Genomic DNA, 26,280 nt, shown 5'->3' with positions numbered 1-26,280 from the left:
AGTGGATCGAACAGCGTCGATTGGCCGAGAATGCACAAAGCCCCGACGCTTTTGCGTCGGGGCTTTGTGGAATGTCGGTTTCGGTGGTTGCGGGAGGGCGATGCAACCGGAGCCGACATCCGATCTCCGCACAAATATGATAGAAAGCGCCTATTCACGAGACTATAGGGATTTCTATTTGCGGCAAGGCCGTTGACCATCATGCCGTCATGGCTCTGATAAAACGTTCGCCGAAGAGCACGGCAAATTACGCCTTTGCCATGTTCCACTCGCGGGCGGCATTTTCCACTCTTTTCCCGATCGGTTCAAGATCAGAAGGAGGAGCTTGGTTGCCGACCCATAGTTGGGGATATGCCGCCGGGCATGAACAGCGCGGCGAAGCTTGGAATTGAGCGCCTCTATAGAATTTGTGGCGTAGACGATCCGCCTGACTTCATCGGGGAAGGCAAAAAATGGGATGACCTCATTGCAAGACCGACGCCAACTTTGGCCGATAGCGTGATAGCGCTGGCCCCAGAAGCTGGCCTCGAACACCGTCAATGCCTCTTCGGCGGCGGCATCGACGGCACGGTCGACGGCCTTCAGGGCCGTTCCGCGCGCCTTACGGTCTTTTCACGCCACAAAATCAATCGAGTTTCGCAGCATATAGACGACGCAGTTTTGAACCATCGCTTCGGGGAAGACGGCGGTGATGGCGTCGGGAAGCCGTTGAGACCATCGACGACGGCCAGCATGACGTCTTCAACGCCACGGTTGCGCAGTTCGTTCACGACGCGGAGCCAGAACTTGGTACCTTTATTCTACTCCTGCCATAGCCCCAGGACCATCTTGGTGCCGTCAGCCATGACGCCTAGGCAAATATGGATCGCCCTATTGCGCACCATGCCTTCGTCAAAGAAAACTAGGGATAGGCTGGGTCCAGCCAGCGTTGCTACGAGGCTGCCACGTCCTCCAGCACGGCTTCGGTGATCGTGTTGATCAGATCGGGCAAACCATCAATGCCATATAGATCGCGCACATGGTCCATGATCTCTCGCGTGCTCATGCCGCGCGCACACATCGAGATGATCTTGTCATCGAAGCCTGCGAAGCGACGCTGATACTTGGCAATCAGCTGCGGATCGAAACTGCCAGCCTGATCGCACGGCGCCTCGATCTCGATCCGCCCACCGTCGGTCGTTACCGTCTTGCGACCATCATCATTGCGGTTGTTGGCGACCTGATCATCATGTCTGAGATGATGATCCATCTCCGCGTGAGGGCCCGTTCGGCAAAAGCCTTCTTCAGGGAATCGAGCAAGCCGCCCTGGCTGAGCGCCGCCGCCGCGTTAGTGCCAGCTAACAGCTGATCGAGAATCTCATTCGGTATCGAGGGTTCTTGCCGTCGTGACATACTGGGTCTCTTTGTTGCCGATTATGCCTCGCCGCACACGGAAATCCTGCCAATCCCCTATTCACTAATGAATTGGGCCTGAGAGTGCAGAAACGCCAAATGCCGTAATCTTCGGGTATCTGGATAGCAGATCAGTTTGTTCGCAAGCCAAGCACGGATATGCCCTTGAGTTCTTCGGGCATATCAATGTTGAAAGAAAGGCCCTCAGTCTCAACCAATGCTGCCTGCAATCGCTGGCTCAGATGACGGGAAAGACTGTTCGAACGGCAGAAGTAATCAAACGAAGTGCGATCATTGATCGCCTCCGACAGCTTTATGGCTGACACATCATGTCAGATCGAAAGCAGCAGTACTTGAATACCGCGGCGGTCAGACGGGCTCGCCTCCGATGCCTCAGTGTAGCGGAACAAGAAGTTCGCGACAGCTTCTCAATCGATCAGCGTGCCAAGTTCATCTGGCGATGATGACGCCCCCGGCGCGACCGGAAAATCGAAACGGCTCCTGACCAATCGAACGATGTGCTACGTCCAACTCCCCTTTTCGGTGTCTACACCCGACCGGGCGGAGGTGTCATTAACCCGCGCATCCCTGGCGGACAACTGCGCCCTTGTACGATCGTCGCCTGGTGACCATCGTCATGCCTCTCTGCTCGGTGTTCGGCCATGATTATACAATGGCATTTCCGTTTTCTTATTGGCGGTCCGCGCCGATAAGGATTTAGCCCCTTTGCACAATCCGCACGGACGGGAGAGGATAGACAATGTTGGCAAGCGTACCGAATTTCCGAGATATTGGGGGATATGACGCCCATGGGCAACGCAAGGTCCGGCACGGCCGAGTCTATCGGTCCAGCCAATTGTCGCGCCTGTCCGCCGCTGACGCGGAAAGAGTGCGGTCGCTGGGTATCAAGGCGACGATCGACCTGCGGTCGGAACGGGAGCGTGCGGCCCAGCCGACACCGGCGGCGCTGCGGATGCCCGCCGACTATCTCTCGCCAAAGCCCGACACCGATTTCATCTTCAACCGCATCTTCGCGCAGACAGAAAGGACCGGCCAGGCATGGGCACAGGCGTTCGGTGCCTTCTACGGATATATGCTGGACGCCTATGCCATCGAACTGGTCGCAATGTTTCACGCCATCGCGGACGACAGCCTGCCCGTGCTGATCCATTGTTCGGCAGGCAAGGATCGCACCGGGGCGGCATCAGCGCTGCTGCTCGACCTGCTGGGCGTCGCGCGCGCGGACATCATGGGCGATTATCTGCGCAGCAGCGCACTGCTCGATGGCGACACCCATTTCAAGAATATGCTGTCCGATGCGAAGCTGGATCTCTACGCTGCTTTGCCGGACGCATGTCGACGGGTGATGCTGGGGACCGATCTGGCCTATCTCGATAGCCTGTTCGCAACGCTGGACGATCAGTTCGGGTCGGCCGCAGGCTATCTGGCACATCATGGATTCAATTCAGCCGACATCGACCATATCGTTATGACGCTGACCGAACCGATGACGAAACCGGCCATCGCCGACTGACCAATGGTCGCCGTCAGGGGCGGCTGGATCGGCCGACCGCCCCTGGCGCGCTTCGGATCAGAAGGAGGTGATGACGCTGCGCGCGATAGAGCCGCCCTTGAGTTCCTTATAGGCCTCATTAATGTCGGCCAAGTTGATCTCGCGCGAAATCAGGTCGTCCAGGTTCAGTTTGCCCTCCAGATAAAGCTGGGCATACATCGGTATGTCATGCTTGATATTAGATGACCCCATATAAACGCCGCGCAGATCGACCTGATTGGTCAGCAGGTCGATCGTCACATTGACGTCGATTGTGCTGGTCGGCGCATGGACCCCGATCAGATAGGCGCCGCCGCCCTTGCGAACCATCTTGATCGCCTGTTCGGACGTCGCCTTGATGCCGACCACTTCGAACGCATGGTCCACGCCGCCGGGGATCAGCGCCTGGAGCGCGGCGACGCTGTCGCCCGCCGCAGCATCGATGAAATCCGTGGCCCCGAACCGGCGCGCCAGTTCCTCCTTTTTTGGCTGCATGTCGATAGCCACTATCCGCGCGGCCCCAGAAAGTTTCGCACCCGAAATGACGTTCAGCCCGACGCCGCCGATGCCGATGACCGCAACCGTATCGCCCGGACGGACCGACGCGGTGTTGATCGCCGCGCCAGCACCGGTGATCGTACCGCACCCCAGCAAGGACGCCTGGGCAAAGGGCAGTTCCTTGGGCACGATGGCCAGCTGATTTTCATGCACCAGCGCGCGTTCGGCAAAGGCACCCGTGCCAAACACCTGGGCCACGCCCTCGCCATTGCGGGTCAGCCGGTGGGCATGGTCGGGGTCGTCGCGCAGCGTTTCTTCGGGATGGGTGCACTGATAGGTCTTGCCGGCGATGCAGGCGCGGCAATGGCCGCAAAACTGAATGAGCGACCCCACTACATGATCGCCCACCGCAAATTCGCGCACTTCGGGGCCGATCGCCAGGACTATGCCGGCCAGTTCATGCCCCAGCACGGCGGGCAACGGCACGCCAAAATCCTGTTCGGCGAAATGCAGGTCGGAATGACATAGGCATCGAGCGACTCGTCGAGTTGCGCAACGGTCCGCGCGCCGATCAGCGCGGACGTGACTCGAGGATCGCGGAGCACCCAGGCGATCGCCATCTGCGCGAGCGACTGACCCCGCGCCGCGGCAAGCGCGTCGAGTGCGCGAATACGCGCGACATTCTCCTCGGTCAGCAGGTTAGGCGAGAAAGAGCCGTCACGCGCCGCCCGTGCATCCTTGGGCACGCCGTCCAGATATTTCCGCGTCAACATCCCCTGCGCGAGCGGCGAGAAGGCGATGCAGCCCGTGCCAAGCGCTTCGAGGGTGTCGAGCAATCCGCCTTCCACCCAGCGGTTGAGCATCGAGTAGCTGGGCTGGTGGATCAGCAAAGGCACCCTCTCCTCCCGCAGGATCGCCGCCGCCTGCTCGGTGAGTTCGGGCGAGTAGGACGAGATGCCGACATACAGCGCCTTGCCCTGCCGGTGCAGTTGCACCAGCGCGCCCATCGTTTCCTCGAGCGGCGTCTTGGGATCGACGCGGTGCGAGTAGAAGATGTCGACATAGTCGAGTCCCATGCGCTTGAGGCTCTGGTCGCAGCTCGCGATCAGATATTTGCGGCTGCCGCCGATATCGCCGTACGGCCCCGGCCACATGTCCCATCCCGCCTTGGTGGAGATGACCAGTTCGTCGCGCAGCCCGGCGAAGTCGGACGCCAGCACCCGGCCGAAATTCTCCTCGGCCGAGCCGTAGGGAGGACCGTAATTGTTTGCGAGATCGAAATGAGTGACGCCCCGGTCGAACGCCCGGCGCAACATCGCACGCGCATTCTCGAACACGTCGTCACCGCCAAAATTCTGCCACAGCCCGAGGCTGATCGCCGGAAGGTCGAGGCCGCTGCGACCGCAACGGCGATAGGGCATCCGCCCGTCATAGCGGTCAGGTAGGGGCACATAGGCAAGAGGGAACGGCACGATGGGTCTCCGATAGTTGGAAAAGTATAGCTTTAGGCGGATCCCGAACCCATAAATGCGTAATCGGATCGGCGTACGCTAGGAATGCTGCAGCGTGCTCGGGCCTGCCGCGGTCAGCCGCGCTCGGGCTTGGCCGGGCCGCTGCCAGCGCCGGTCTCCTCGATCGCGCGCGCGATCGACGCCATGTCCTCGGGCGTAAGGCTGAGCGTCGCGGCGTCGAGCCAGCCATCGACCTGCGACGGGGTTCGCGCGCCAACGATGGCACCCGTGACGCCCGGCCAGGCCAGCGTCCACGCAACCGCCGCAGCGGCTACCGTCGTCCCGTGACGCTCCGCGATTGGGCTGAAGGCCTCGGCGAGCTTGAGGTTCCGCTCCAGCGCCTCTCCCTGAAAGAGCGGGTTGCGCGAGCGCCAGTCGTCTTTCGGCAGCGCCGCCGCGCGCTCCGCCGTAAAGCGGCCCGACAGCAATCCTGCCTGCATGGGGCTGTAGACGATCATCCCCGTCCCATGCGCCTCGCACCAGGGCAGCAGCTCCGCTGCCGTATCGCGCCGGATGGCCGAGAAGGGCGGCTGCAGCGTATCGACATGGCCGATCCGCTCGGCCGCCTCGAGTTGGGCGACGCTGTGGTTCGACAGACCGACGGCGCGCACCTTCCCCTCCTGCTTCAGATCGAGCAGAGTCTGCCAATAATCCTCAATCGGCGTGCCGTCCTCGGCCGGCCAGTGCATCTGGTACAGGTCGATCCGCTCGATGCCGAGCCGCTTAAGCGATGCCTCAATCTCGCGACGGATGCTGTCACGCGCACCCACTTGCCTGGGAGGCGCAAGCCGATCCGCCTCGTCCCAGACGAGCCCGCACTTGGTGAAGACGTAGGGGCGACGGTCAGCCGGGATCTCACGCAAGGCCTGGGCGACAATCTCCTCCGAGTGGCCAAGACCGTAGATCGCTGCAGTGTCAATCCAGTTGATGCCGCGGTCGATCGCGTGGCGGATCGCGATCACCGACTGGCGGTCGTCCTGCTGCCCCCAGCCCACCGCCCAGTCCGGGCCACCGATTGCCCAGGCGCCGAAGCCGACAGCGGTGATCGACATATCGGTGCGTCCAAATGGCCGCAGGGGCAACGAGGCAACGACCTTTGTGGATGTGCTCAAGAATAGTCTCCTCGGGAAAGTGGGGCAGCCTTCCCGGCCGGGGGGGGGCTGGGCCGGGAAGGCTGCGATTGGAGGGACGCCGGAAATCGGACGTCGGCGGGATCGACGCGCCTTAGGCCGTTCCCTCCAGGTCTTGTTCATAGTCACGGGGTAATTACGCACGCGCTCCGGCGTTTATACGGCGTCGGTGTTGGCGGCGCGGGCACCGCAGATATTACTCATCGACAAGCTCCTTAGACGGATGCCTTGTAAGAAGCGAAAGACCATAGAGCCAGCGCAAGGATGATGAGATCGGCTAAACGCAGCATTGCGATCGGATCACGGAACAGCTGGCGATCCACGTTGCTGTTCGCGAGTGCGGATCATCTCGACCAGCTGGCTCAAGCCCGGCTCGCTGTGTTTGCGGCTAGGGTAATAAGCGTAGAATGGCGGTCCGATGGAGGCCCAATCCGGCAGCACGATTTCAAGCGCCCCGCGCGCCACCTCCTCCACCACGCGCCGCTCGAGCACATATCCCAAACCGACGCCGTTGATCGCCGCATCGATCGTGGCTTCGGTCTCGTTGACCGCGAACGGGCCTTTCACGTCGAGGCGCAGCATCGCCTCCCCGTCGCCGAGCTCCCACCGGAAAATTGAGTTGTCCCCCAGGCGGACCCGGATACAGGCATGGCCGAGCAGATCCTCGGGCACCTGAGGTCGTCCGTGCGCGGCGAGGTAGGCGGGCGAGCCCACCACAACCCAGCGGAGCGGCATGGTCAGCGGCATCGCCACCATATCCTCCGGCACCGTGCCGCCGTAGCGAATACCGGCGTCGAAGCCTTCCGCGACGATATCGACGGGCCGATCATCCACTGCGAGCACAAGCTGGACGTGAGGATAGGCGGCGGTGAACTCGGCCAGCACCGGGCCGATCAACAGGCGAGATGCATCACGCGGCACGTTGACCCTCAGTTCGCCTGCGGGATTGGCACGGTAGGTCTCGATCTCGCCCAGCGCCTGCTCGATCGCCTCGAAGCCATGCCCCAGGCGTTCGGCCAGCCGTTCGCCGATTGCGGTCGGCATCACGGTGCGGTTGGTGCGGTGAAGCAGGCGGACACCAAGCCGCGCTTCCAGCTTCTTGATCCGATGGCTCAGCGCCGACGTCGTGACGCCGAGTTCGATCGCCGCCAGCCTGAAGCTGCGCCGTCGCGCGATGGTTGCGAAGACGTGGAGCTCGGGCAGGTCGGACTGGCCAAAGGCGGGCATTTACCGGTTCATGCCGCAACGGTGACGCCCGCGCAACTTCCAGACGCGGTGCGCTCGATAAGCCCCTGTTGTTTGAGGCCGCCCAGAACTCGGCTGAAATCTTCGTCGGCAACGATCTGTAGTTGGCAATAATCTCCTGCTCCTTGCTCGCGCTGACGATCCGCTTGGCCGCCACATCGGTCGCTGCGGGGAATTGCAGCGCCGCCGTGCAAAAATCCACGCGATGCCATGCAGCCGCCACACGCAGCCGACTCCCGCTTTTGCAGGAAGACCGGCGGGATCTTGCGGTTCCCCTTGCGGTGATTGTAGCGGATGCTGCTGATAAGGCTCGCATCGAGCGAGGAGGCGACCATCGCGGAACCGGTCAGCAACCCATCCCCGCGCCGCATCGATCGGGCCAAGTTCGCCGTGGGTCGTCCCAGCGAGAGCATGGAAGACGACGGGACCGGCCACATCACTATTGATAGTCCGCGCACCAGACGCGGTGCGCGCGGTTTCGAGAAGGTCGACGTGTGTCCGGCAATCGCTGGCCGTCCGTCTGGGGCCGCCAGTCTTGTTGCTCGCGTGAGACCGATGCCTGATGTACACCCTGCACGTGCAGGGACATGTTGGAATCGCGGCACGGATTCGCCAACGCCATTATTATTCCCCATTATTATTCGCCATTATTCGATCGTGCCATCTCAAGCGCCCGGGCGCTCTTGTACCCCATGTTACTTTGAGCGCGACTCAACAAAGTATGAGCCTGCAATTTCGCGTTCAAAAAAGTAAACTTGAGCACCACGGCATGCAAAGCATCGCCTTCTCGCAGGGGGTAGCCGGGGGCTTCAGCGCGATCCTCCCGTCACCCGCCAGACGACATTGCCGACATCATCGGCAACGAGCAGCGCACCGGCGCTGTCCAGGATCACCCCCACAGGCCGTCCCTGAGCCTCCTCCCGAGAGTTGAGAAATCCCGTGAGCACATCGACGGGCGGTCCGCTCGGCCGTCCTCCGGCGAAGGGGACGTAGATGACCTTGTAGCCGCTCTTCGGGCGCCGGTTCCAGGAACCGTGCTGTCCGACGAAGAGCCCGCTCCGCCATTGCGGCGGTAGATGGGCCTCGTAGGAGAAGGCGATGCCAAGCGAGGCCGTGTGCGGCCCGAGCGCGTAATCGGGCACGATCGCGCGTGCCACCAGGTCGGGGCGCGGTGGCTTCACCCGCGTGTCGACGTGCTGTCCGTAATAGCTGTACGGCCAGCCATAGAAGCCGCCGTCCCTCACGGACGTCACGTAGTCCGGCACCAGATCGCTGCCGATCTCGTCGCGCTCGTTAACGGCAGTCCAGAGCGCGCCGGTGGAGGGTTCCCAGGCGAGGCCGTTCGGGTTGCGCAGGCCGCTTGCGTACAGACGCATCCGCCCGGTTGCGCGATCGAGCTCCCAGATCGCCGCCCGGCCCTGCTCCACCGCCATGCCGTTTTCGCCAACGTTGCTGTTGGAGCCGACCGTCACGTAGAGCTTCGAGCCGTCGCGGCTTGCGATGATGTTCTTGGTCCAGTGATGATTGATCCCCGAAGGGAGATCGGCGACTTTCACGCCTGCTTCGCCGATCTCGACTTCGCCTCCGCGATAGGGGAAACGCATCACCGCGTTGGCATTGGCGACGTAGAGGTCGTTCCCCACCAATGCCATTCCGAACGGGGAGTGGAGGCCGCGCAGGAACACGCTATGAACGTCCGCTCGGCCGTCCCCGTCGCTGTCGCGGAGCAGGATGATGCGATCGGGGCTGGCGGTGCCGGCACCAGCGCGGCCCTTGATCTTGTCAGCCACCCAGTCGCGGATGCCGACCGAACGATCGCCCGAATTGGGCTTGTTCGATTCAGCGACCAGGACATCCCCGTTCGGCAGGAGATAGAGCCAGCGCGGGTGGTGCAGGTCGCTTGCAAAGGCCGCGACGTTCAGCCCGGAGGCAGCGACCGGCTTGGCGCCCTTGGGCCAACCCACCGCCGGCGCGATATTGACGGTGGGCATCAGCGTCGCATTCGGCGGCGGCAGGGTGGGCGACGGCCCTGTTCCGCGGGCGACGGCCAGCTTTGCATCCTCTGGATAAAAGACGAGCTTTGTGCCTGCGGCAGCGACGATAACCGCCGCTGCGACGATCCCGCCGATCCATTTGGCCTTGCCGCGCACCTGGAACTTCATGAGACGGCCCCTTGATCCAGTTCAGCAAGGAACGCATCGTGCGTGAGAGGGTGCGAGAACATCGGGAAGTTCTTCTCAACCGCGGCGGTCTGTTCGGCGGCGCTCAGCGTGGCGGTGCAATCGGTCAGCGTTACGACGCGGTAGCCGCGTTCATAGGCCGAGCGCATCGTCGATTCGACGCAGCAGTTGGTCAAAAAGCCCCCGATCGCAAGATCGGTGATGCCGCGCTGCCGGAGGATGAAATCGAGATTGGTGCTGGCGAAGCAGTCCAGCCCGCGCTTGCCTTCGATGACGATCTCACCCTCGACAGGCGCCATCTCGGCGGCGATCTCGGCGCCCCAGCTTCCCTTGCGGAACGCCTTCGCGCCGACGACTCCGGCCAGAATGCCGTAGGGATGGACTGGTATCTCCGGATAGCCTTCTGCGAACGAGATCGGTGCGTGCAGGACCGTGACGCCGCGCGCGCGCGCCGCGTCGAGAAGCGCGCGGCTGTGGCGCATCATGCCCGTGGTGTCCATCACCGCCTGGACGGCTGCGTGCTGCGCGCCGCCCTCGGTCGTAAAATCATTCTGATACTCGATCAGAAGGACCGCAGTTTTCTTCACGTCCATGATGATGCTCTCCGTCCGTTCGGTAATCGGGGCGCAACGCCGTACCGGAAAGGCGGCAGCGTCGCGGCGTAGTCGAGCTGGCATTATGTCGGCTTCAGATCAGCTTGCGGTTTATGTCACCGCCGACTGCCTGCCTCAGGCAACCGCAGGTAGCCGATCGAGGTGCTTGTCGAGGGTGACGGGATAATCGCGGACCCGCACGCCCGTGGCATTATAGACAGCATTGGCAACTGCCGCGCCGACCCCGCACAGGCCCAGTTCGCCAATCCCCTTGGCCTTCATCGGCGAGACGGTCGGATCGACCTCCTCGAGGAAGATGACCTCCTGGTGCGGGATGTCGGCGTGGACCGGCACCTCATATCCGGCGAGATCGTGGTTGACGAAGAAGCCGAATCTCTTGTCCACGGCCAACTCTTCCATCAGCGCGCCGCCGACACCCATCGTCATTGCGCCGATCATCTGGCTACGCGCCGACTTGGGATTGAGAATGCGTCCCGCCTCCGCGACCGCGAGCATGCGCCGTATGCGGATCATGCCGGTGAAACGGTCTACGCCGACTTCGACGAAATGCGCGCCGAACGTGGACTGCTGGTAGGTCTTGTCGAGGTCGCCCCATTCCATCGTATCTTCCACGACCAGTTCGCCAGCACGCGCCGCTTCGGCAAGATCGGTGGAGCGGTTGCCGCTGCGGACCTTCCCGCCATCGAAGACCGCATCGGCGGAACTATAGCCGAGCCGCTGTGCGACCGCATCACGAAGCTTGACGCAAGCGGCATAAACGCCCGATGTCGAGCTGCCCGCGCCGAACTGGCCACCCGAACCCGACGAGACCGGGAAGCTGGAATCACCCAGTTTCACCACGACGCGTTCTATTGGCAGCCCCATCATCTCAGCCGCTGTCTGGGCGATGATCGTATAGCTGCCGGTTCCGATGTCAGTCATGTCCGTTTCGACTGTAACGATACCGTCTTGACCTAGCCGCACTCGCGCGCCCGAAGGCAGGCTCACATGGTTGCGGAACGCCGCCGCCACGCCCATCCCGACGAGCCAGCGGCCGTCGGACACCTGCGCGGGCTGCGCATTGCGCCGTGTCCACCCAAAGCGATCCGCGCCCTCGCGCAGGCAACGGACGAGATTGCGCTGCGAAAAGCGGCGTTCCGGCTTTGCCGGATCGACCTGCGTATCATTCCTGATCCGGAACTCGACCGGGTCCAGCCCCAGCGTCTCCGCCATCTCGTCCATCGCCACTTCCAGCGCCATCATCCCCGGCGCTTCGCCTGGCGCACGCATCGAATTGCCCTCGGGAAGGTCGAGCACGGCGAGCCGCAGCGAGGTCAGTCGGTTCGCACCGGCATAGAGCAACCTGGTCTGGGTCACCGCCGTCTCGGGCCGGCCGTTCGGCAGATCACCTGAACCGCTCTCGTGCGCAATCGCGGTGATCTTGCCGTCGCGGTTCGCCCCTATGCGGATCCGTTGGCGCGTTGCCGGCCGGTGCGTGGTATTGTTCATCAGGAAGGGGCGCGACATGGCTACCTTCACGGGTCGTCCCGCCGCCTTTGCGCCCAGTGCCGCCATCACTGCATCGGTGCGCAGAAACAGCTTGCCGCCGAACCCACCACCGACATAGGGCGACATGAAGCGGATCTTCTCTTTGGGCATCCCAAGTGTGGTGGCGAGATCGGTGCGCCCCCAGTCGATCATCTGGTTGGACGTCCAGACGTTGAGCCTGTCCCCCTCCCAGGCGGCGATCGAAGCGAACGGCTCCATCATTGCATGGCTGTGATCGGGCGTCGTATAGCGGGCATCGAGCTTCACCGGTGCGGCGGCGAATGCCTGTTCGAAGTCGCCGACGCGATCCGGTTTCGGTGGGGTATCTTGGCTTCCACTCGCGAGCGGCGCGGTCTTGAGCGCCTCCTCGAGGTCGAATCGCCCGGTGGCGCGCGCATAGCTCACGCGCACCAGCCCCGCGGCCGCCCGTGCCTGCTCGAACGTCTCGGCGACGACGACCGCGATCGCCTGGTGATAGTGATCGATCTCGGGTCCGCCCAAGAGCTTGGCGGTATTGTACTTGCCCTTGCCAAGCTTGCCCGCTTCGGACGCAGTGACGACCGCCAGAACGCCGGGTGCGGCCTTTGCATCGGCGACGTTCATCGACGAGATGCGTCCCTTGGCAATCGCGGCACCGACGATATAGCCGTAGGCGGCATTGGGTGCCTCGCGGTGATGCTCATAGGCATAGGGTGCCATGCCGGTTGTCTTGGCGGGACCGTCGATGCGGTCGAGCGGCTTGCCGACGACCTTCATGCGATCGATGGGATTGGTGCCCGCGGGCGTATCGAATTTCATGCGGCCCTCGCTTCGTTCATCACTGCCGCCAGCGTCCGTTCGGCAAGCGGCACCTTGAATGCATTGTCCCTGGTCGGTCTGGCACCCGCCAGCAGCTGCGCGGCGACGGCCCTGGAGCCCGCCGGCATCTGCGCCTCGGCGGCCTCGACACGCCACGGCTTGTGCGCCACGCCGCCCAGGGCGACCCGACCGCTGCCATCCTTCTGGATGACGGCCGCCACCGATACGAGCGCGAAGGCATAGGAAGCTCGGTCGCGCACCTTCTCGTAGAAATGCTGCCCGCCGATCGGCTTCGGCAGCGTCACCGCGGTGATCAGTTCCCCAGGCGCAAGCGCGGTTTCAATGCGTGGCGTGGTGCCCGGCAACCGGTGGAAGTCGGCAATCGGAATCACTCGGGCCTGACCGCGTGCATCGATCGTCTCCACCTGCGCGTCGAGCACCCGCATCGCGACGGCCATGTCGCCGGGATAGGTGGCAATGCACGCGTCGCTCGTTCCGATGATGGCAAGCTGCCGGCTGTACCCGCCGATCGCAGCGCAGCCAGAGCCGGCCTGGCGCTTGTTGCACGGCTGGTTGGTGTCGTAGAAATAGGGGCAGCGCGTGCGCTGGAGTAGATTGCCCGCGGTGGTTGCCTTGTTACGCAACTGGCCGCTTGCGCCCGCGACGATGGCACGGCTTAGCACCCCATAGTCCCGGCGGACCCGGGCGTCGGACGCAAGGTTGGTGTTGCGGACCAGTGCGCCGATCCGCAACCCACCCTCAGGCGTAGCCTCGATCTTGTCGAAGCCAAGACCGTTCACTTCGACGAGATGCTGCGGCGTCTCCACCTCGATCTTCATCAGGTCGAGCAGGTTGGTGCCGCCGGCGATGAACTTTGCATTCGGGGTCGATGCGACCTTGGCGGCGGCATCCGCTGCCGATCCGGCGCGCTCATAGGTGAAGGCCTTCATGCGTTCTCTCCGGCGATTTCGGCCATGGCCTCGGCGATGTTGGAATAGGCACCGCAACGGCAGATATTGCCGCTCATCCGCTCCCGCATCTCGATGTTGGTCGCCTGCGGATGATCGGTGAGACTGACCGAAACGTGGCTGGGCACGCCGCGCTTGATCTCGTCGAGCACCGCGACCGCCGAACAGATCTGCCCCGGCGTGCAATAGCCGCACTGATAGCCGTCGTGCTTGACGAACGCGGCCTGCATCGGATGCAGCTTGTCTGGCGTGCCCAGTCCTTCGATGGTGGTGATCGTGTCGCCTTCGTGCATCACGGCGAGCGACAGGCAGGAGTTGATCCGCACGCCTTCCACCATGACAGTGCAGGCGCCACACTGGCCGTGGTCGCATCCTTTCTTGGTGCCGGTGAGATGCAAGTGCTCACGCAGGGCGTCGAGCAAGGTCGTGCGCGGGTCGAGCGATAAGCGTTGCACCTTCCCATTGACCGTCAATGAAACCGGCATTGGCTGTGGAGCGGGCGCCGGCAGTGGAGCAAGCGTTGCGGGAGCGGCCCGTTGGGCAGCGCCGGCGGTGGTTGCGGCGATCACCGCAGATGCGGCGCTCCCTGCTAGAACGCCGCGCCGGGAGATTGAAATTTCGGGCGAGTTCGGCATATCTATTCTTGTCCTCTTCAAGTGGCCCAAAACGGTCCAGTCCCGATATGTCGATCACAGCCACGGACAGCGAATCTGATTAATGACCCAGACTTGAATGTAACGCCCGGACGAGATTACCAGAACGGCCGCTTTGTTTGATGCTGCGTTGAGCACCGCTCATGAAACTATATCGACACCGTGGATGAGCTACCGTCGCGGATCATGCTCTCGTAAGCCGACACGACCTGCGCCAGGATCGAAACTGCCATTGTTCGGGGATCGCGTGTCGCTGGGATCATGCCGATCGGCCCGACGATGCGGTCGATCGCAGCGGGGAATCCGCCCGCATCGAGCAAGCGCTGGCGACGCTCTGCCTGCGTTCGCCTGCTCCCCATTGCACCGATGTAGAACGGATCCTGCTCAAGCGCCTGCAGCAGCAGGACCGTTTCCCAATCATGATCATGGAAGAGCATGACGATTGCGGTATGCGCGTCCGTCGCGAGGCGATCGCACCGACCCGTCGTCCACAGGCGTACGGTCGGAACGCCGATCCGCTTGGCATCATCAATGCACCTGCTATCCGGGCTGAGCAGGAGAGCCTCTGCACCATAGGCCAGCGCAAGCCGCAACAGGGCGCCGGGCTCGGCGCCATGCCCGATCACGACCAGCCGGAGGGCGGGATCATGCCGTACGACGAACCTGCTATCCTGCCAGCACGTGCGATCGCCCGCCGCCGCGGCCGCAATGTCGAATTGCCCCCCGGTGGTTAGCGAGACCGCCACGGGCTGCCGCTGTTCGAGTAGCACGCAGAGGCGATCGATCTGATCCAGAGCCGGCTGCGGCGTGAAGATCAGATCGATGCCGCCCCCGCATGGGAGCCGAATGTCGATGTAGGGCGATCCTGCACCCAGGCGAAGCGTGCGCGGTTGGCCGGCCAGGATCACCTGCTGAGCTTCAGCGATCACTGCCGCTTCCACGCATCCGCCGGAAAAGGACCCAATCGACGCACCGCACTCGCTGACTGCCATGTGCGTGCCCGGCGCGCGCGCGGAGCCGCCGGTAACATCGGTGAGCGTCACGAGCGCCGTGCGCTCGCCCCGCCTCGCGCAATCGCCGAGGAAGCGGAAGAGACTCAAAGCTTCGTTCATCGCGCTGTGGTCAGCCTCGGGTCGGCATGCGCCGTCCATGGACAATGCTGCAAAGAACGCGCCGCGCCATCCGCTGAATCCGTTCATCAGACCGCCCAGGAGTGCCGAACGCTAGAAAATCGCGATCGCTTGGCTGGCCTGTCCCTCAATTAGATGCCGAGCCTTCAATCGCTCTCATCCGGCTGACAGCCATGAAGTCGGACGCGATTAGCGTGAACGCACGAAGCGCCATGGCATAGATTGCGCGCCTCGGCGCTGACTGCCTGAACCGCTCGGATGTGGTGCTATGCGCTTCTTGCATGGCCGTGAGGCGGCTCGCCATCTTTGTTGCTCCTGCACAAGTCGGGCGCGTCCAGACGTGAGCCATCGACAGTTCCGGGCTCAGCATCCGGACGCGCACCGGCGCACCTCGGATCGGAAGAGGAAGATCAGAGGGGCCGCCGCCGTTTTAGGCCACCGCGAGATCGTCAACAATCGCACGACAGCTTGATGCCATGTTGAACCACACTCATCATCAGGTCGACCATCTGCCACTGCGTCACGATGGCCATCGGATATCGCCGTCGAGAGTCTCCTGGCGAAGGAGCTTCGCTCGGTCAGCGGGCGGCGGATGTCCCCGTGCGCGCCTTGGATAGCCGGGACCATCAAGATGCTGATCTCATCAATGGCCGGTGCGCAGGAGTGCCTCGTTGAACATGCCACCGCGTTTCAGAAGCATAAGGTCGATCCTGATTCTCGGTACAGTGTTCCAACTGGTGCACGAGATCAGGTTCGTCCGTCGCTACGAAGAAGAGCTATCCGCGTCTGAGTGGTCCATCGCCTGATAGCTCGAGTCGGCCAGACAGCACGAAGGCCCTATAACGGCGACGATGCCTCTCCATTTTGCAGCCAAGTCGAGCCGCTCGCTGACGCAATTGTAAGGAACACGTCGGTTTGCCGACCGAAACATGCGGTACCGCAAGAAAATGAGTCTCAACTATCCGCGCGAAGCGTTCAAACGCCTAGGAACTGGCCAGAAGACGGCCTTCATCGTGGGTATGACGCTGGCGCTGGGCGGCGCCGCCCGGGACAGCACTCAAAGCCGCCTAGCGAGAAGAAAGACGCGGGAGAAACGGGGCGCTCGAAAGATGGCGGGACTTGCCGCGACGTTAGCGCGCGCTGCGGTGCCCACGCAATTACGCTGGCGTCGGCGCGCTTCGCTCGATCAGCCCGAGGTCCTGGAGATCCGCCCAGAATTCGCCCGGTATCTTCGTCTGCAACGAACTGTAGTCAGCAACGATCTGCTGTTCGGTGCTCGCGCCAACGATCAGGGCCGCGGCCACATCGGGCGCCGCGGAGAATTGCAGCGCCGCGGTGCGTAGATCGACCCCGTGCCGCGCCGCGACCTCGCGCAGCCGCTCCCGCTTCTGCAGGAAGGCCGGCGGAATCCTGTAGTTGTCCTTGCCATAATTATAACGCGCGCTGCCGCTGATGAAGCCCGCATTGAGCGAGGAGCCGACCACGAAGGACACGCCCTTCGTCCGCGCGGCCGGGAAGACGGTGTCGAGCGCATATTTGTGATCGATCAGCGAATATTGCGAGGCCAGCAGGCAGATGTCGGGATCGGCGACCTCCAATAGCCGCAGGATCGGCTCCGGGCGATTGACGCCCAGCCCCCATCCCTTGATCATCCCCTCCTCCCGCAGGTGGGTGAGCGCCGGAAAGGCGCCGCTGCGCGCGATCTCGAACTGCTCCTCCCACGGCGTCGGCAGGAAAGGGTTGTCGGGCGACAGGTCGTGCACGAACACCATATCGAGCGCGTCGACGCCAAGCCGTTGCAGGCTGTCCTCTATCGATCGCCGCACGCCATCCGCCGTATAATCGAACACGACGTCGTTGGGCGAAGGCGAGAACGGAAAATACTCCTTTCCGTGATTATGCCGCGAGGCCTTGAGCAACTTGCCCACCTTCGAGGAGAGGACATATTCGTCCCGGTTGCGGGTGTGGAGAAAATTGCCGAAGCGCCGCTCGGCAAGGCCAAGGCCATACCAGGGCGAGACGTCGTAATAGCGTACGCCGGCGCTCCACGCCGCCTCGATCGTCGCAAAGGCCTCCTTATCCGTGACGACGGCGAATTCGTTGCCGAGCGGCACGCCGCCCATGCCGAACCGGACGGGAGGGGTGTAATGGGTTCGAGGCGTGGACATTGTGATGTTCCTCTCGTTCGAGTCGTGACGGCGTGATGTGGGCCATCACGGTGACCGGGTCCGATGCGGCCAGTCGGGCTATTTTCGCGTCTGCTCAGGACGGCCTTCGGAGGTTCGACGTTCAGGCCATCGACAGGCCACCATCGACGCGAAGTTCGGCGCCGGTGACATAGCCAGCGTCATCCGAGAGCAGGAAACAGGCGACCGCGGCGACGTCCTCGGCCCGGCCGAGGCGCTTGAGCGGCACGGCGGCGGCGGTCTTCTCCTTATAGAGCTTCTGTTCCTCCGCGGACATGCCGCCGCGGCTGTGGAAATTGGTCTCGGTCGCGCCCGGAGCAATGACGTTGACGCGGATCCCGCGTGGCGCAAACTCAGTCGCGAGCGAGCGCGCCGCCTGGCGTATCCCGGCCTTTACCGCGCTGTAGACGAGCGCATCCGCGCGCGGAGAACCAACCGTCGCCGAACCGATCAGCAACACCGCCCCACCATCCCTGAGGAGCGGCTCCAGTGCCTTGGCCTGAAGCAGCGGCGCGCGCAGGTCGATCGCCACATGGCGGTCAATATCGTCCGCTCCGATTTCCGCCAGCGTCGCGAATGCGCCGAAACCCGCATTGAGGAAGGCCGCATCAAGGATGCCAACCTGCTTTCTGATGACCTCGGCCAACTCATCGGCCGCGGCTGGATCGGCGACGTCGTTGTCAATCACCAGGGCATCAGGCAGCGCACGCCGAGCGGTCGCTAGATGATCCGAGCTATGGCCGGTAACGATAAGTCGCGCTCCCTCGCTTGCCAGTCTGCAGGCCGTGGCGAGGCCGATGCCGGAGGTTCCACCGGTCACCAGAATGACCTTGCCTAGAAAGCGCATTTTCAATTACCTCCTCGCGACCGCATCACAGATCGCCGGTCCCTAGCATCAACTGCGCACGACAGTTTGTTATCCTTGAGAATAACTCACAGCAACGTTGAGCAGTGTTTCACTCGTGATCGGCCCGGAAAGCCCGAGAGTCAGACTTCCGTATTGCAGACATGCTGGGAGACGCAGCGCTGATTTTGTTCCTGCTCCTCGCCACTACTGGTTAGCGGCTGGCGGCGCTCAAATAATGCGCCGGTCTTATGCCATGCGTAATCGCATGGGCGACATGCCTTTTCTCCCGTAGAATGTTTAGTGCCGCATGATGCATATCGCTTGGAAGGAGGTGTCGTCATGTCTTTTCGCCTGCATTGGTCGCTCGGAATTCTGGCACTGGGGATTATTTCGTCGGCGACCGTAACTAGCGCAACGACGCCAGAACGAAATCCAAGCAGTCTTTCCGCAGTCGCTGGCAGCCCTGCCGCAGTCTGGAACGCCGTTGCCGTCGCCGGGCACCGTATATTCCTTGCCGGACCTCGCTGGACGGGAGCGAGTGGCCCTTCACTCGTCGCGCTCGACGCAAAAGGCGGCTCCCATGCCTATCCCGATAGGCGCTGGAACGGTTGGCAGCGCAGAGCGAACGCGGCCGACACCTTCGTGAATATCAACGCGATCCGCCTTGATGGGCATAGCAGACTGTGGGTGGTCGATACCGGCTCGCCAGATTTCGGCGGGAACCCGCTGCCGGGCGGCGCAAAGCTGGTACGGATCGATCTCGCCACCGATCGCGTTGATCGGGTGATCCGCTTCGGGCCGGACGTAGCGCTGCCGGGCAGCTATATCGACGATGTGCGCTTCCATGGTCCCCATGCCTATCTGACCGATGCAGGGCGTCCCGGCCTGATCGTCGTCGATCTTGCAACCGGCCGGGGCCGCCGCGTGCTGGACGACCATCCCTCCACGATCGCCAGCCAGGACCGCCCAATCATTGTCGAGGGTCGCCGCCTCAACGGCCCAGACGGCAAGCCGCTACGCGTCAACGCCGATCCGCTGGAAGTGACACCGGACGGTAGGTGGCTGCTCTACGGCCCGCTCTCCGGCCCATGGTCGCGCGTGCCGACCGCATTGCTGGACGATCCTTCGATCTCGGCCGAGCGGCTGGCGGCGGCAGTGGAACGCTGGACCGACCTCCCACCCACCGGCGGCACGACGATGGCGCCCGACGGCAGTCTCTATTTTTCGGACCTCGCGACCGATTCAATCCGCAGGCGCGCGCCGGACGGTACCATCGACACGGTGGTCACCGACCATAGACTGCACTAGGTGGATGCCCCCTTTCTCTCGCCTGACGGCACGCTCTGGCTACCCGTGCCGCAGATCGACCGCGTGGCGCTCTTCAACGGCGGCCATTCGCGCGTCATGCGCCCAGTGCAGCTCTTCCGTATATCGCTTGCTCCCGTCCAGGGAGAACGCAAGTGAACGCTCCGATTCGCATTGGTCATATCGATCTCAGCTTCCATGACGCCAGCGCGCGGGAACTGGAGCGCGTGCTCGAAGCCCACGGCGAACGCATCGAGCACTCGGCCGCACCCCATGAGGAAATGTTCCGCCGGTTGGGCGCCGGTGAGGTGGACATGCTCGTCTCGGCCTGGCTGCGGGCAAGCCACGGCGCCTATCTCGCACCGTTCGAGGATCAGGTCCGCAAGGTGACGATATTGTATGAGCCTTATTGCATCTGGGGCGTGCCCGAGCACGTTCCGAAGGATGCGGTGGCCAGCGTTTCAGATCTGCTGAAACCACCCGCGCTGGAGCGGATGGACCGGTTGATCCAGGGCATCAACCCGGGAGCCGGCATCAGCCGCTTCTCGGCGGCCATGGTGGAGCGTTACGGGCTCGCGGAGGCCGGCTATCATTTCCGCCCGGGTACCGAGGCGGAATGCTTCGATCGGTTCGAGGCGGCCATGAAAGACGCCCGCTGGGTGGTGGTGCCGCTGTGGCATCCGCAGTTCCTCCACGCCCGTTATCGCATTCGCGCGCTCGTGGAACCGCTCGGCCTATTGGGTGGCACGGATCAAGCGACCCTGCTGGTACGGCGAGACGCTGAGGCGCGTATCGGCACAGCCGCACTGGACGAATTGTCGCGCCTCCATCTCGGCAACGCGCGGGTGAGTGCGCTCGACGACATGATCAACAAGGAGAATGCAGCATGAAGGCCGTGGGCTATTACGCACCGGGAGCCATCGACCGCCCGGATTCCCTGGTCGATCTCGACCTGCCCGTGCCGGCCGTCGGTCCGCGCGACCTGCTGGTGCGGGTGAAGGCCGTGTCGGTCAATCCAGTCGACACCAAGGTCCGCAGCGGCTCAGCGCCCGCCGAAGGCGAAGCGCGGATATTGGGCTGGGACGCGGCCGGCATCGTTGAAGGGATCGGCGATCAGGTGACATTGTTCCGGCCCGGCGACGAAGTCTTCTATGCCGGCGCGCTGCAGCGGCCGGGCACCAACGCCGAGCTTCACGCCGTCGACGAGCGGATCGTCGGCCATAAGCCACGCTCGCTCGGCTGGGATGGGGCTGCCGCCCTGCCGCTCACCACGCTAACCGCCTGGGAGCTGCTGTTCGATCGTCTCCATGTTCCCTATGGCCGCAAGACAGGCGGCGGCACGCTGCTCGTGATCAACGGCGCCGGTGGAGTCGGCTCGATCCTGATTCAGCTTGCCCGGCGGCTGACTGGCCTCACCATTGTCGCCACGGCGTCGCGGCCCGAGACGATCGAGTGGGTCCGCGACATGGGCGCACACCATGTGATCGACCATCATCGGCCGCTCGACCAGGCGCTGAAGGAGACGGGCATCGAGCAGGCCGAGTATGTCGCCAGCCTCACCGCCAGCGACCGCCACCTGCCCGCCATCGCCGAGTTGATCGCGCCGCAGGGTGCGCTGGCCCTGATCGACGATCCGGCTGCCTTCGACATCAACCCGTTCAAGCGCAAGAGCGTGCGTGTGGGCTGGGAGTTCATGTTCACCCGCTCGATGTTCGAAACACCCGACATGATCGAGCAGCACCGCATTCTCGAAGAGGTGAGCGCGCTGGTCGATGCGGGTGTGCTGCGCTCGACGATGACGAGCAGCGATGGCCCGATCAATGCCGCCAATCTCAAGGCGCTGCACCGGCTGCTGGAAAGCGGGAGTGCGATGGGCAAGGCGGTGCTCGCCGGCTTCTGAGCCGTCAGAGCAGGTCTGGAACCGCCGCGACCAGATGATCGACCAGCGCCCGCAGGCGGGCCAGGTGCTTCAGGTCGCGGTGGTAGCCGAGCCAGACCTCGCGGCCGGGCGGAGCCTCGTCCACCTCCAGCAGGACCAGCGGCAGGGCGTCGCCGATCACGCGGGGCAGCACCGCGAGGCCTGCCCCCCGCACGCAGGCGCGGGCCTGTGCCTCCCGGCTGTTGCTGCGGAGCGCGAAGCTCGCCTCCGGCCAGCGGCGCCGCAACCATTCGACGTCGGCCAGCTCGCCCAGCGCCTCGTCCATGGCGATCAGCCGGTTGCCCTCGCCTGTGCCGCCTTCGATCCAGCCATGGCCGTCCAGATAGGCCTGCGCCGCATAGAGGCCATAACGGACGGTCGTGAAGCGGCGCTGGACGATATCCGGCCCGACAAAGGGACGAAAGCGCAGCACCAGATCCGCCTCGCGCCGTTCCAGATCGAGCATTCGCCAGTCCGCGATGAGTTCGATCGTCACCTTCGGATGGGCTCTCGTGAAATCCGCCAGCGGGTCGGTCAGGACGTGGTTTGAGAACCAATCCGAGGAAGAGATGCGCAAGCCACCTTCCAGGCCCCGTGCTTGGCCGAGCAATTTGCGTTCCAGGGCCTGCGCATCCTCGGCCATGCGTTCGGCGTGGAGCAGCATCGCCTCGCCTTCGTCCGTGAGACGAAAACCCTTCGAGGTCCGTTGGAAAAGTGACGCGCCAACCAGCGTTTCCAGGGCCCGGAGGCGGCGGCCGGCGCTGGGCTGCGTCAGCCCCAGCCGGGGCGCTGCCGCGCTGAGCGTGCCGGCGCGCGCGATCTCCAGGAAGAGGCGGACATCGTCCCAATCTAGGCGGATTGACGGTGACATATAGCTTCCAGCCTATCGAACATCGCGGAGGGGTTGGCGTCCAGGGGCATCGTCGTCACGAATGCCGGGCATCCGCATCTTAGGCGCTGCCGGCTGACCGAAGGTTTCGTAAGCGAAAATCATGGAGGCCTTCTAATCCTCAAGCTGGCTTTCGGCGACTTTCCTATACTGGCGTGATTTCATCTCGCGCATCTTAACCAGAGACGCGCCGTGCGTTGAGGCTCGGCAAGCGGCCATGCCGCCTGATTTTATTCGCGATTCGGCAACATGCCTGCGTCTGGCTTCGGTGCGAGGACTTATGCGGTCCAACAGTGAAGGCCCCAATTCCAGCTCCGAAAAGGTTTAGAGATGTGTCCACTTCGACGAAGCTGACGGCGTGCGTCTCGCGCCCGAGCGTGGTGGCACGAGCTCAGGGTCTGACCATGCCATCGCCATTGACGGCAATGCCTCGCCTTACTATACAGATATTCTAATTATGTCTATTTGATTATAGAGTGGCGGCCGATGGCGGCCGGGCGTGTATTGGAGTAGTTGTTATGCAGACGCCGATGAACTCCGGGTTTGGAGAACGAACCACGGCGGAAGAAATTGCCAGGATCCATGATCTTCACGGCAAGACGGCTCTGATAACCGGCGGTCATTCCGGTATCGGACTGGAATCGACGAGGGTGTTGGCCCGGTCCGGCGCGAAAATTATCGTCGGAGCGCGGGATATGGACAAGGCGCATACGGCGCTTGCCGATATTCCAGGCGCTAAGGCGTTTCCCCTCGATCTCTCCGATCCCGTCTCGATCCAGACCTTCGCCGGAGGCGCGCTGGAGGCATGCGACAAGATCGACATACTAATGAACAATGCCGGGATCATGGCCCTACCCCGCCTGAAAAACGACGAGCGGCAGTTCGAGCTACAATTCTCGACCAACCATCTTGGGCATTTCCATCTGACGTCCCTGCTGTGGGAGGCGCTGAAAAGGGCGAATGGGGCGCGCGTCGTCACATTGTCGTCCTACGGCCATCGCTATTCGCCCGTGATTTTCGACGATCCGAATTTCGAGGCAAGGCCATATGACAAGTGGAAGGCATATGGTCAGTCGAAGACGGCGAATGCCCTTTTCGCCGTGCACCTGGATGAACTTGGCCAGCGATACGGTATTCGCTCCTTTGCGGTACACCCCGGACGCATCCCCTCAACCAGCCTGAAGCGGTCGTTGACCTTCAAGGAATTGCTGATGATGCCGTTGCTTCTGCTCTCCAAAGTCCCTGTAAAAACCACAGGAGAGGGTGCCGCGACCCAGGTCTGGGCGGCCTTGAGCGATCAACTTGATGGCAAGGGCGGGGTATATTGCGCCGATTGCGATATCTCGCCGGTGGTCACGAGCGACAGCCGTCTGGCCAACACCGTTCGCGACTATGCGGTTGATCCCGAACTCGCCCACAAGCTCTGGCAGTTGAGCGAAAAGATGACAGGGATCGAGTGGCCGCGCAGCTGATCGTTCCCAATCGTCGAGCAGGCAAGCGCAACGGCGAGGCGCAAATATCCCATCCAACGAAATGCGCCCCATCACGTACCGTGAAGCCCAATGCCGGGCGAGCTACACTGGCAGCACATCTCATCCTTCGACGCGCTCAGGCACAGGCGGCATTTCTCACAAGGAGCAAAACCCATGGTAACGCAGCAAACGCCGATCAATTCCGGCTTCGGCGTCGAAACGACGCCCGAACAGGTTATGGAAGGCATCCAGCTTGGCGGTAAGGTCGCCATTGTCACCGGCGGCCACTCAGGCATCGGCCTGGAAACCACAAAAGCTCTCGTCAAGGCCGGCGCAACCGTCGTCGTTGGCGCGCACAATATCGCCAAGGCCAAGGACGTGCTGTCCGGTCTCGAGAATGTTGAGGCGATCGAGCTGAATCTAGCCGATCCGGCGTCGGTGGATACGTTTGCGACGGCCTATCTGAGTGAGCATAAGCATTGTGATATCCTCATCAACAATGCCGGGATCATGGCAACACCGCTCGAACGCGACAGTCGCGGTTACGAGCTGCAATTCGCCACCAACCATCTCGGGCATTTCCAGCTGACGACGCGCTTGTGGGACGCTCTCGCTGCCGCCGGCGCGGCGCGTGTCGTCGCGCTCTCCTCGCTCGGACATCGCTTTTCCGCCATCGATTTCGACGACCCCAACTATCTGAACCGGACCTATGACCCGTGGCAGGCATATGGCCAGTCCAAGACGGCGAACGCACTGTTCGCGGTGCAGCTCGACAGGATCGGAAAGGATGCTGGAATCCGTGCCTTCGCCGTTCATCCCGGTAGGATTCCGACGACAAACCTCAGCCGTTTCATGTCCGACGAGGAGAAGGAAGCGTCAAAGCAAGCGGTGCCGGTCGGGCCGAACTATGTACCGTCGGCTATCAAAACGGTGCCGCAGGGCGCGTCGACGAGCCTCTGGGCGGCGACCAGCCCGCAGCTTGCCGGCATGGGGGGCGTCTATTGTGCGGATTGCGATATTTCCCCGTTGGTCGCGGACGACAGTCCCGCGACCAACGGGGTCCGCCGCTGGGCGATCGATCCCGAGCAGGCCGCGCGCTTGTGGGAATTGTCGCTCAAGCTGATCGGCTGAACGAGCCTGCGGTTCACCGGCTTTCGGAGGTATGATCGATGTTATGCTTCCGACAGCGGTGCTGAAGCGCTTCCACCGGCTGCTCTCCCGATCGGAGCGGCTTGCTCCGCTCATACGCTTTGCCGGCAACGATCTGCCGGGCACGATAGTAATCCGTCAGGCACGTCCGTGATCGGGCGGGCTGGTCGCGACGCCGGCGTGAAGCGTCGCCGAAGAACCCGCAAGCCTAACCGATCAGCCACCGTTCGTCTCACACCGGGCGGGAAGCATGATGTTGCCCCTTGATTGATCTGAATTTGGAATAGTGATGTCCGGTTCGCCTGGATTATCTTCGAATATAAAACAGCTTACCTCTTCGGAGCGCCTCGCGGCTTAGCGCAGGCCGCGCCCCATTCTCGAAGAGCGACGCCGATGCACCTCCAGAAAACGTCCTTTGCCTATACCGCCTATCTGGGGGCCTTATCCGCGATCCCGCCGTTGGCGATCGATATGAGCCTGCCTGCGGTTCAGCAGACAAGCGCGCAGTTGCATGCCAGTGAAGCGACCACGAGCCTGGCTCTAAGCCTGTTCCTGGTTGGCTTTGCGGCCGCGCCGATCGTGCTCGGACCTTTGTCGGACCGCTACGGCCGGCGGCCAGTTCTGTTGGCCGGCCTCGTGATCTTCCTGCTTGCGTCGGTGGCCTGCGCCAATGCGCACTCCATCGACTGGCTGTTGCTAGCGCGGTTTGTGGAGGGGATGGGCGCCGGCGCAGGTGCGGTTCTGCCCATGGCCATCGTCAGGGATGTGTTCGAGGGAGCGGCGGCACGGTCGAGGCTCGCGTTCATCACGCTTATCCTCTGTGTTGCTCCGGTCATTGCTCCAAGTCTCGGGACGTTGGTCCTATTGGGCTCGGATTGGCGGGCTGTCTACGCAATGTTGGCCGCCGCCGGGGGCGTGCTGCTCATCGTCACCTGGCTCGGCCTGGCGGAAACCCATAATGTTGCGCACCCTGTGCCGCTGCACCCCGTGGAGGTTCTGAAGCGCTACCGCTTCGTGCTCGCGAATCGGGCTACGCTGGGCTTCAGCCTAATGAACGGCTTTTCCTTCGCCTGCATGTTCGCCTTCATAACGGCATCGCCCATCGTTTTCATGGCAGAGTTCGGCCTCAGCCAGGCAGCCTATAGCGGTATGTTCTTCACTGCCGGGCTGGGCACCATCACAGGGTCCATTGTCGCTGGCCGTTCGAGGTCAGGTCATCGTGCGATCCGGGCAGGAGTGTGTGACGACAGTTATGTTGGCCGCCTGACGACAAACGAGATGGCCGGATCGTGATACATTTGTGTCAGCTTTGCCCC

The 26,280-nt window shown here is 62.9% G+C and carries 22 protein-coding genes and 1 pseudogene; 8 read left to right on the top strand and 15 right to left on the bottom strand.

The window, feature by feature from the left end; genetic code table 11:
• Positions 1 to 247: 247 nt before the first annotated feature.
• Positions 248 to 1,392: pseudogene (locus tag EBBID32_RS13205) on the bottom strand (IS256 family transposase).
• 760 nt (positions 1,393 to 2,152) lie between these two features.
• On the opposite strand from EBBID32_RS13205, the gene EBBID32_RS13200 reads away from it, so the two are divergent.
• Positions 2,153 to 2,926: a tyrosine-protein phosphatase gene (locus EBBID32_RS13200; protein WP_006958442.1), complete on the top strand. Its 774-nt coding sequence runs from the start codon at positions 2,153 to 2,155 to the stop codon at positions 2,924 to 2,926.
• Between the two features lie 57 nt (positions 2,927 to 2,983).
• Here the strand turns inward: EBBID32_RS13200 and EBBID32_RS13195 are convergent, their stop codons facing one another.
• The 13 genes from EBBID32_RS13195 to EBBID32_RS13135 all read right to left on the bottom strand — a co-directional run bounded on the left by EBBID32_RS13195 (position 2,984) and on the right by EBBID32_RS13135 (position 18,231).
• Positions 2,984 to 3,928 (bottom strand): zinc-binding dehydrogenase, encoded by a 945-nt coding sequence (locus tag EBBID32_RS13195; RefSeq protein WP_006958440.1) that lies wholly within the window; start codon positions 3,926 to 3,928, stop codon positions 2,984 to 2,986.
• Entirely contained in the window at positions 3,886 to 4,863 is a 978-nt protein-coding gene (mgrA, locus tag EBBID32_RS13190) for an L-glyceraldehyde 3-phosphate reductase (protein ID WP_156022564.1), read from the bottom strand. Before mgrA ends, EBBID32_RS13195 begins: the two co-directional genes overlap by 43 nt.
• Positions 4,864 to 5,027: 164 nt before the next feature.
• Entirely contained in the window at positions 5,028 to 6,065 is a 1,038-nt protein-coding gene (locus tag EBBID32_RS13185) for an aldo/keto reductase (RefSeq protein WP_037490651.1), read from the bottom strand.
• A gap of 318 nt (positions 6,066 to 6,383) precedes the next feature.
• The gene (locus EBBID32_RS13180) at positions 6,384 to 7,310 is read right to left on the bottom strand and encodes a LysR family transcriptional regulator (protein ID WP_006958435.1); all 927 of its coding nucleotides are present in this window, start codon (positions 7,308 to 7,310) and stop codon (positions 6,384 to 6,386) included.
• A gap of 8 nt (positions 7,311 to 7,318) precedes the next feature.
• Positions 7,319 to 7,681, bottom strand: coding sequence for a hypothetical protein (locus EBBID32_RS13175; RefSeq protein ID WP_156022563.1), 363 nt, complete (start codon positions 7,679 to 7,681; stop codon positions 7,319 to 7,321).
• 456 nt (positions 7,682 to 8,137) lie between these two features.
• Entirely contained in the window at positions 8,138 to 9,490 is a 1,353-nt protein-coding gene (locus EBBID32_RS13170; protein WP_006958431.1) for a PQQ-dependent sugar dehydrogenase, read from the bottom strand.
• Positions 9,487 to 10,101 (bottom strand): cysteine hydrolase family protein, encoded by a 615-nt coding sequence (locus tag EBBID32_RS13165; protein ID WP_006958429.1) that lies wholly within the window; start codon positions 10,099 to 10,101, stop codon positions 9,487 to 9,489. Before EBBID32_RS13165 ends, EBBID32_RS13170 begins: the two co-directional genes overlap by 4 nt.
• A 135-nt stretch (positions 10,102 to 10,236) precedes the next feature.
• Positions 10,237 to 12,447 (bottom strand): aldehyde oxidoreductase molybdenum-binding subunit PaoC, encoded by a 2,211-nt coding sequence (paoC, locus tag EBBID32_RS13160; protein ID WP_006958427.1) that lies wholly within the window; start codon positions 12,445 to 12,447, stop codon positions 10,237 to 10,239.
• On the bottom strand, positions 12,444 to 13,397 hold the full coding sequence (locus EBBID32_RS13155; RefSeq protein WP_006958425.1) for an FAD binding domain-containing protein: 954 nt from the start codon (positions 13,395 to 13,397) through the stop codon (positions 12,444 to 12,446). The genes paoC and EBBID32_RS13155 overlap by 4 nt, the downstream gene beginning before the upstream one ends.
• Complete coding sequence (gene paoA / locus EBBID32_RS13150) at positions 13,394 to 14,050, bottom strand: aldehyde dehydrogenase iron-sulfur subunit PaoA (RefSeq protein WP_081628086.1); 657 nt, start codon at positions 14,048 to 14,050, stop codon at positions 13,394 to 13,396. The genes EBBID32_RS13155 and paoA overlap by 4 nt, the downstream gene beginning before the upstream one ends.
• A 167-nt stretch (positions 14,051 to 14,217) precedes the next feature.
• Positions 14,218 to 15,219, bottom strand: coding sequence for an XdhC family protein (locus EBBID32_RS13145; RefSeq protein WP_196805657.1), 1,002 nt, complete (start codon positions 15,217 to 15,219; stop codon positions 14,218 to 14,220).
• A gap of 1,136 nt (positions 15,220 to 16,355) precedes the next feature.
• Positions 16,356 to 17,321, bottom strand: coding sequence for an aldo/keto reductase (locus EBBID32_RS13140; protein WP_196805656.1), 966 nt, complete (start codon positions 17,319 to 17,321; stop codon positions 16,356 to 16,358).
• A gap of 166 nt (positions 17,322 to 17,487) precedes the next feature.
• Positions 17,488 to 18,231, bottom strand: coding sequence for an SDR family oxidoreductase (locus EBBID32_RS13135; protein WP_006958415.1), 744 nt, complete (start codon positions 18,229 to 18,231; stop codon positions 17,488 to 17,490).
• A 339-nt stretch (positions 18,232 to 18,570) separates the two neighbouring features.
• On the opposite strand from EBBID32_RS13135, the gene EBBID32_RS13130 reads away from it, so the two are divergent.
• The 4 genes from EBBID32_RS13130 to EBBID32_RS13120 are packed head-to-tail and all read left to right on the top strand — an operon-like array spanning position 18,571 to position 21,436.
• Positions 18,571 to 19,539 carry an L-dopachrome tautomerase-related protein gene (locus EBBID32_RS13130; protein WP_006958413.1) on the top strand — a complete coding sequence of 323 codons (969 nt, stop codon included), beginning with the start codon at positions 18,571 to 18,573 and terminating at the stop codon, positions 19,537 to 19,539.
• Positions 19,540 to 19,695 (top strand): hypothetical protein, encoded by a 156-nt coding sequence (locus EBBID32_RS24580; protein WP_006958411.1) that lies wholly within the window; start codon positions 19,540 to 19,542, stop codon positions 19,693 to 19,695.
• Complete coding sequence (locus tag EBBID32_RS13125) at positions 19,692 to 20,426, top strand: glycine betaine ABC transporter substrate-binding protein (RefSeq protein ID WP_006958409.1); 735 nt, start codon at positions 19,692 to 19,694, stop codon at positions 20,424 to 20,426. The genes EBBID32_RS24580 and EBBID32_RS13125 overlap by 4 nt, the downstream gene beginning before the upstream one ends.
• Positions 20,423 to 21,436 (top strand): zinc-binding alcohol dehydrogenase family protein, encoded by a 1,014-nt coding sequence (locus tag EBBID32_RS13120; RefSeq protein WP_006958407.1) that lies wholly within the window; start codon positions 20,423 to 20,425, stop codon positions 21,434 to 21,436. Before EBBID32_RS13125 ends, EBBID32_RS13120 begins: the two co-directional genes overlap by 4 nt.
• A 4-nt stretch (positions 21,437 to 21,440) precedes the next feature.
• On the opposite strand, the gene EBBID32_RS13115 is transcribed toward EBBID32_RS13120, so the two are convergent.
• Positions 21,441 to 22,325: a LysR family transcriptional regulator gene (locus tag EBBID32_RS13115; RefSeq protein ID WP_006958405.1), complete on the bottom strand. Its 885-nt coding sequence runs from the start codon at positions 22,323 to 22,325 to the stop codon at positions 21,441 to 21,443.
• A 536-nt stretch (positions 22,326 to 22,861) separates the two neighbouring features.
• On the opposite strand from EBBID32_RS13115, the gene EBBID32_RS13110 reads away from it, so the two are divergent.
• From EBBID32_RS13110 to EBBID32_RS13100, 3 genes are all read left to right on the top strand, one after another.
• A complete protein-coding gene (locus tag EBBID32_RS13110; protein ID WP_006958403.1) occupies positions 22,862 to 23,815 on the top strand; it encodes an SDR family NAD(P)-dependent oxidoreductase in 954 nt (317 codons plus the stop codon).
• Between the two features lie 174 nt (positions 23,816 to 23,989).
• Entirely contained in the window at positions 23,990 to 24,946 is a 957-nt protein-coding gene (locus EBBID32_RS13105) for an oxidoreductase (protein ID WP_006958401.1), read from the top strand.
• A 411-nt stretch (positions 24,947 to 25,357) separates the two neighbouring features.
• Positions 25,358 to 26,257 (top strand): multidrug effflux MFS transporter, encoded by a 900-nt coding sequence (locus EBBID32_RS13100; protein WP_051093348.1) that lies wholly within the window; start codon positions 25,358 to 25,360, stop codon positions 26,255 to 26,257.
• Positions 26,258 to 26,280 lie beyond the last annotated feature (23 nt).

The organism is Sphingobium indicum BiD32 (genome assembly GCF_000382885.1).
Lineage (GTDB): Bacteria > Pseudomonadota > Alphaproteobacteria > Sphingomonadales > Sphingomonadaceae > Sphingobium > Sphingobium japonicum_C.
Note: the sequence above shows the minus strand (reverse complement) of the source record. Positions and strands in the feature narration are given on the sequence as shown.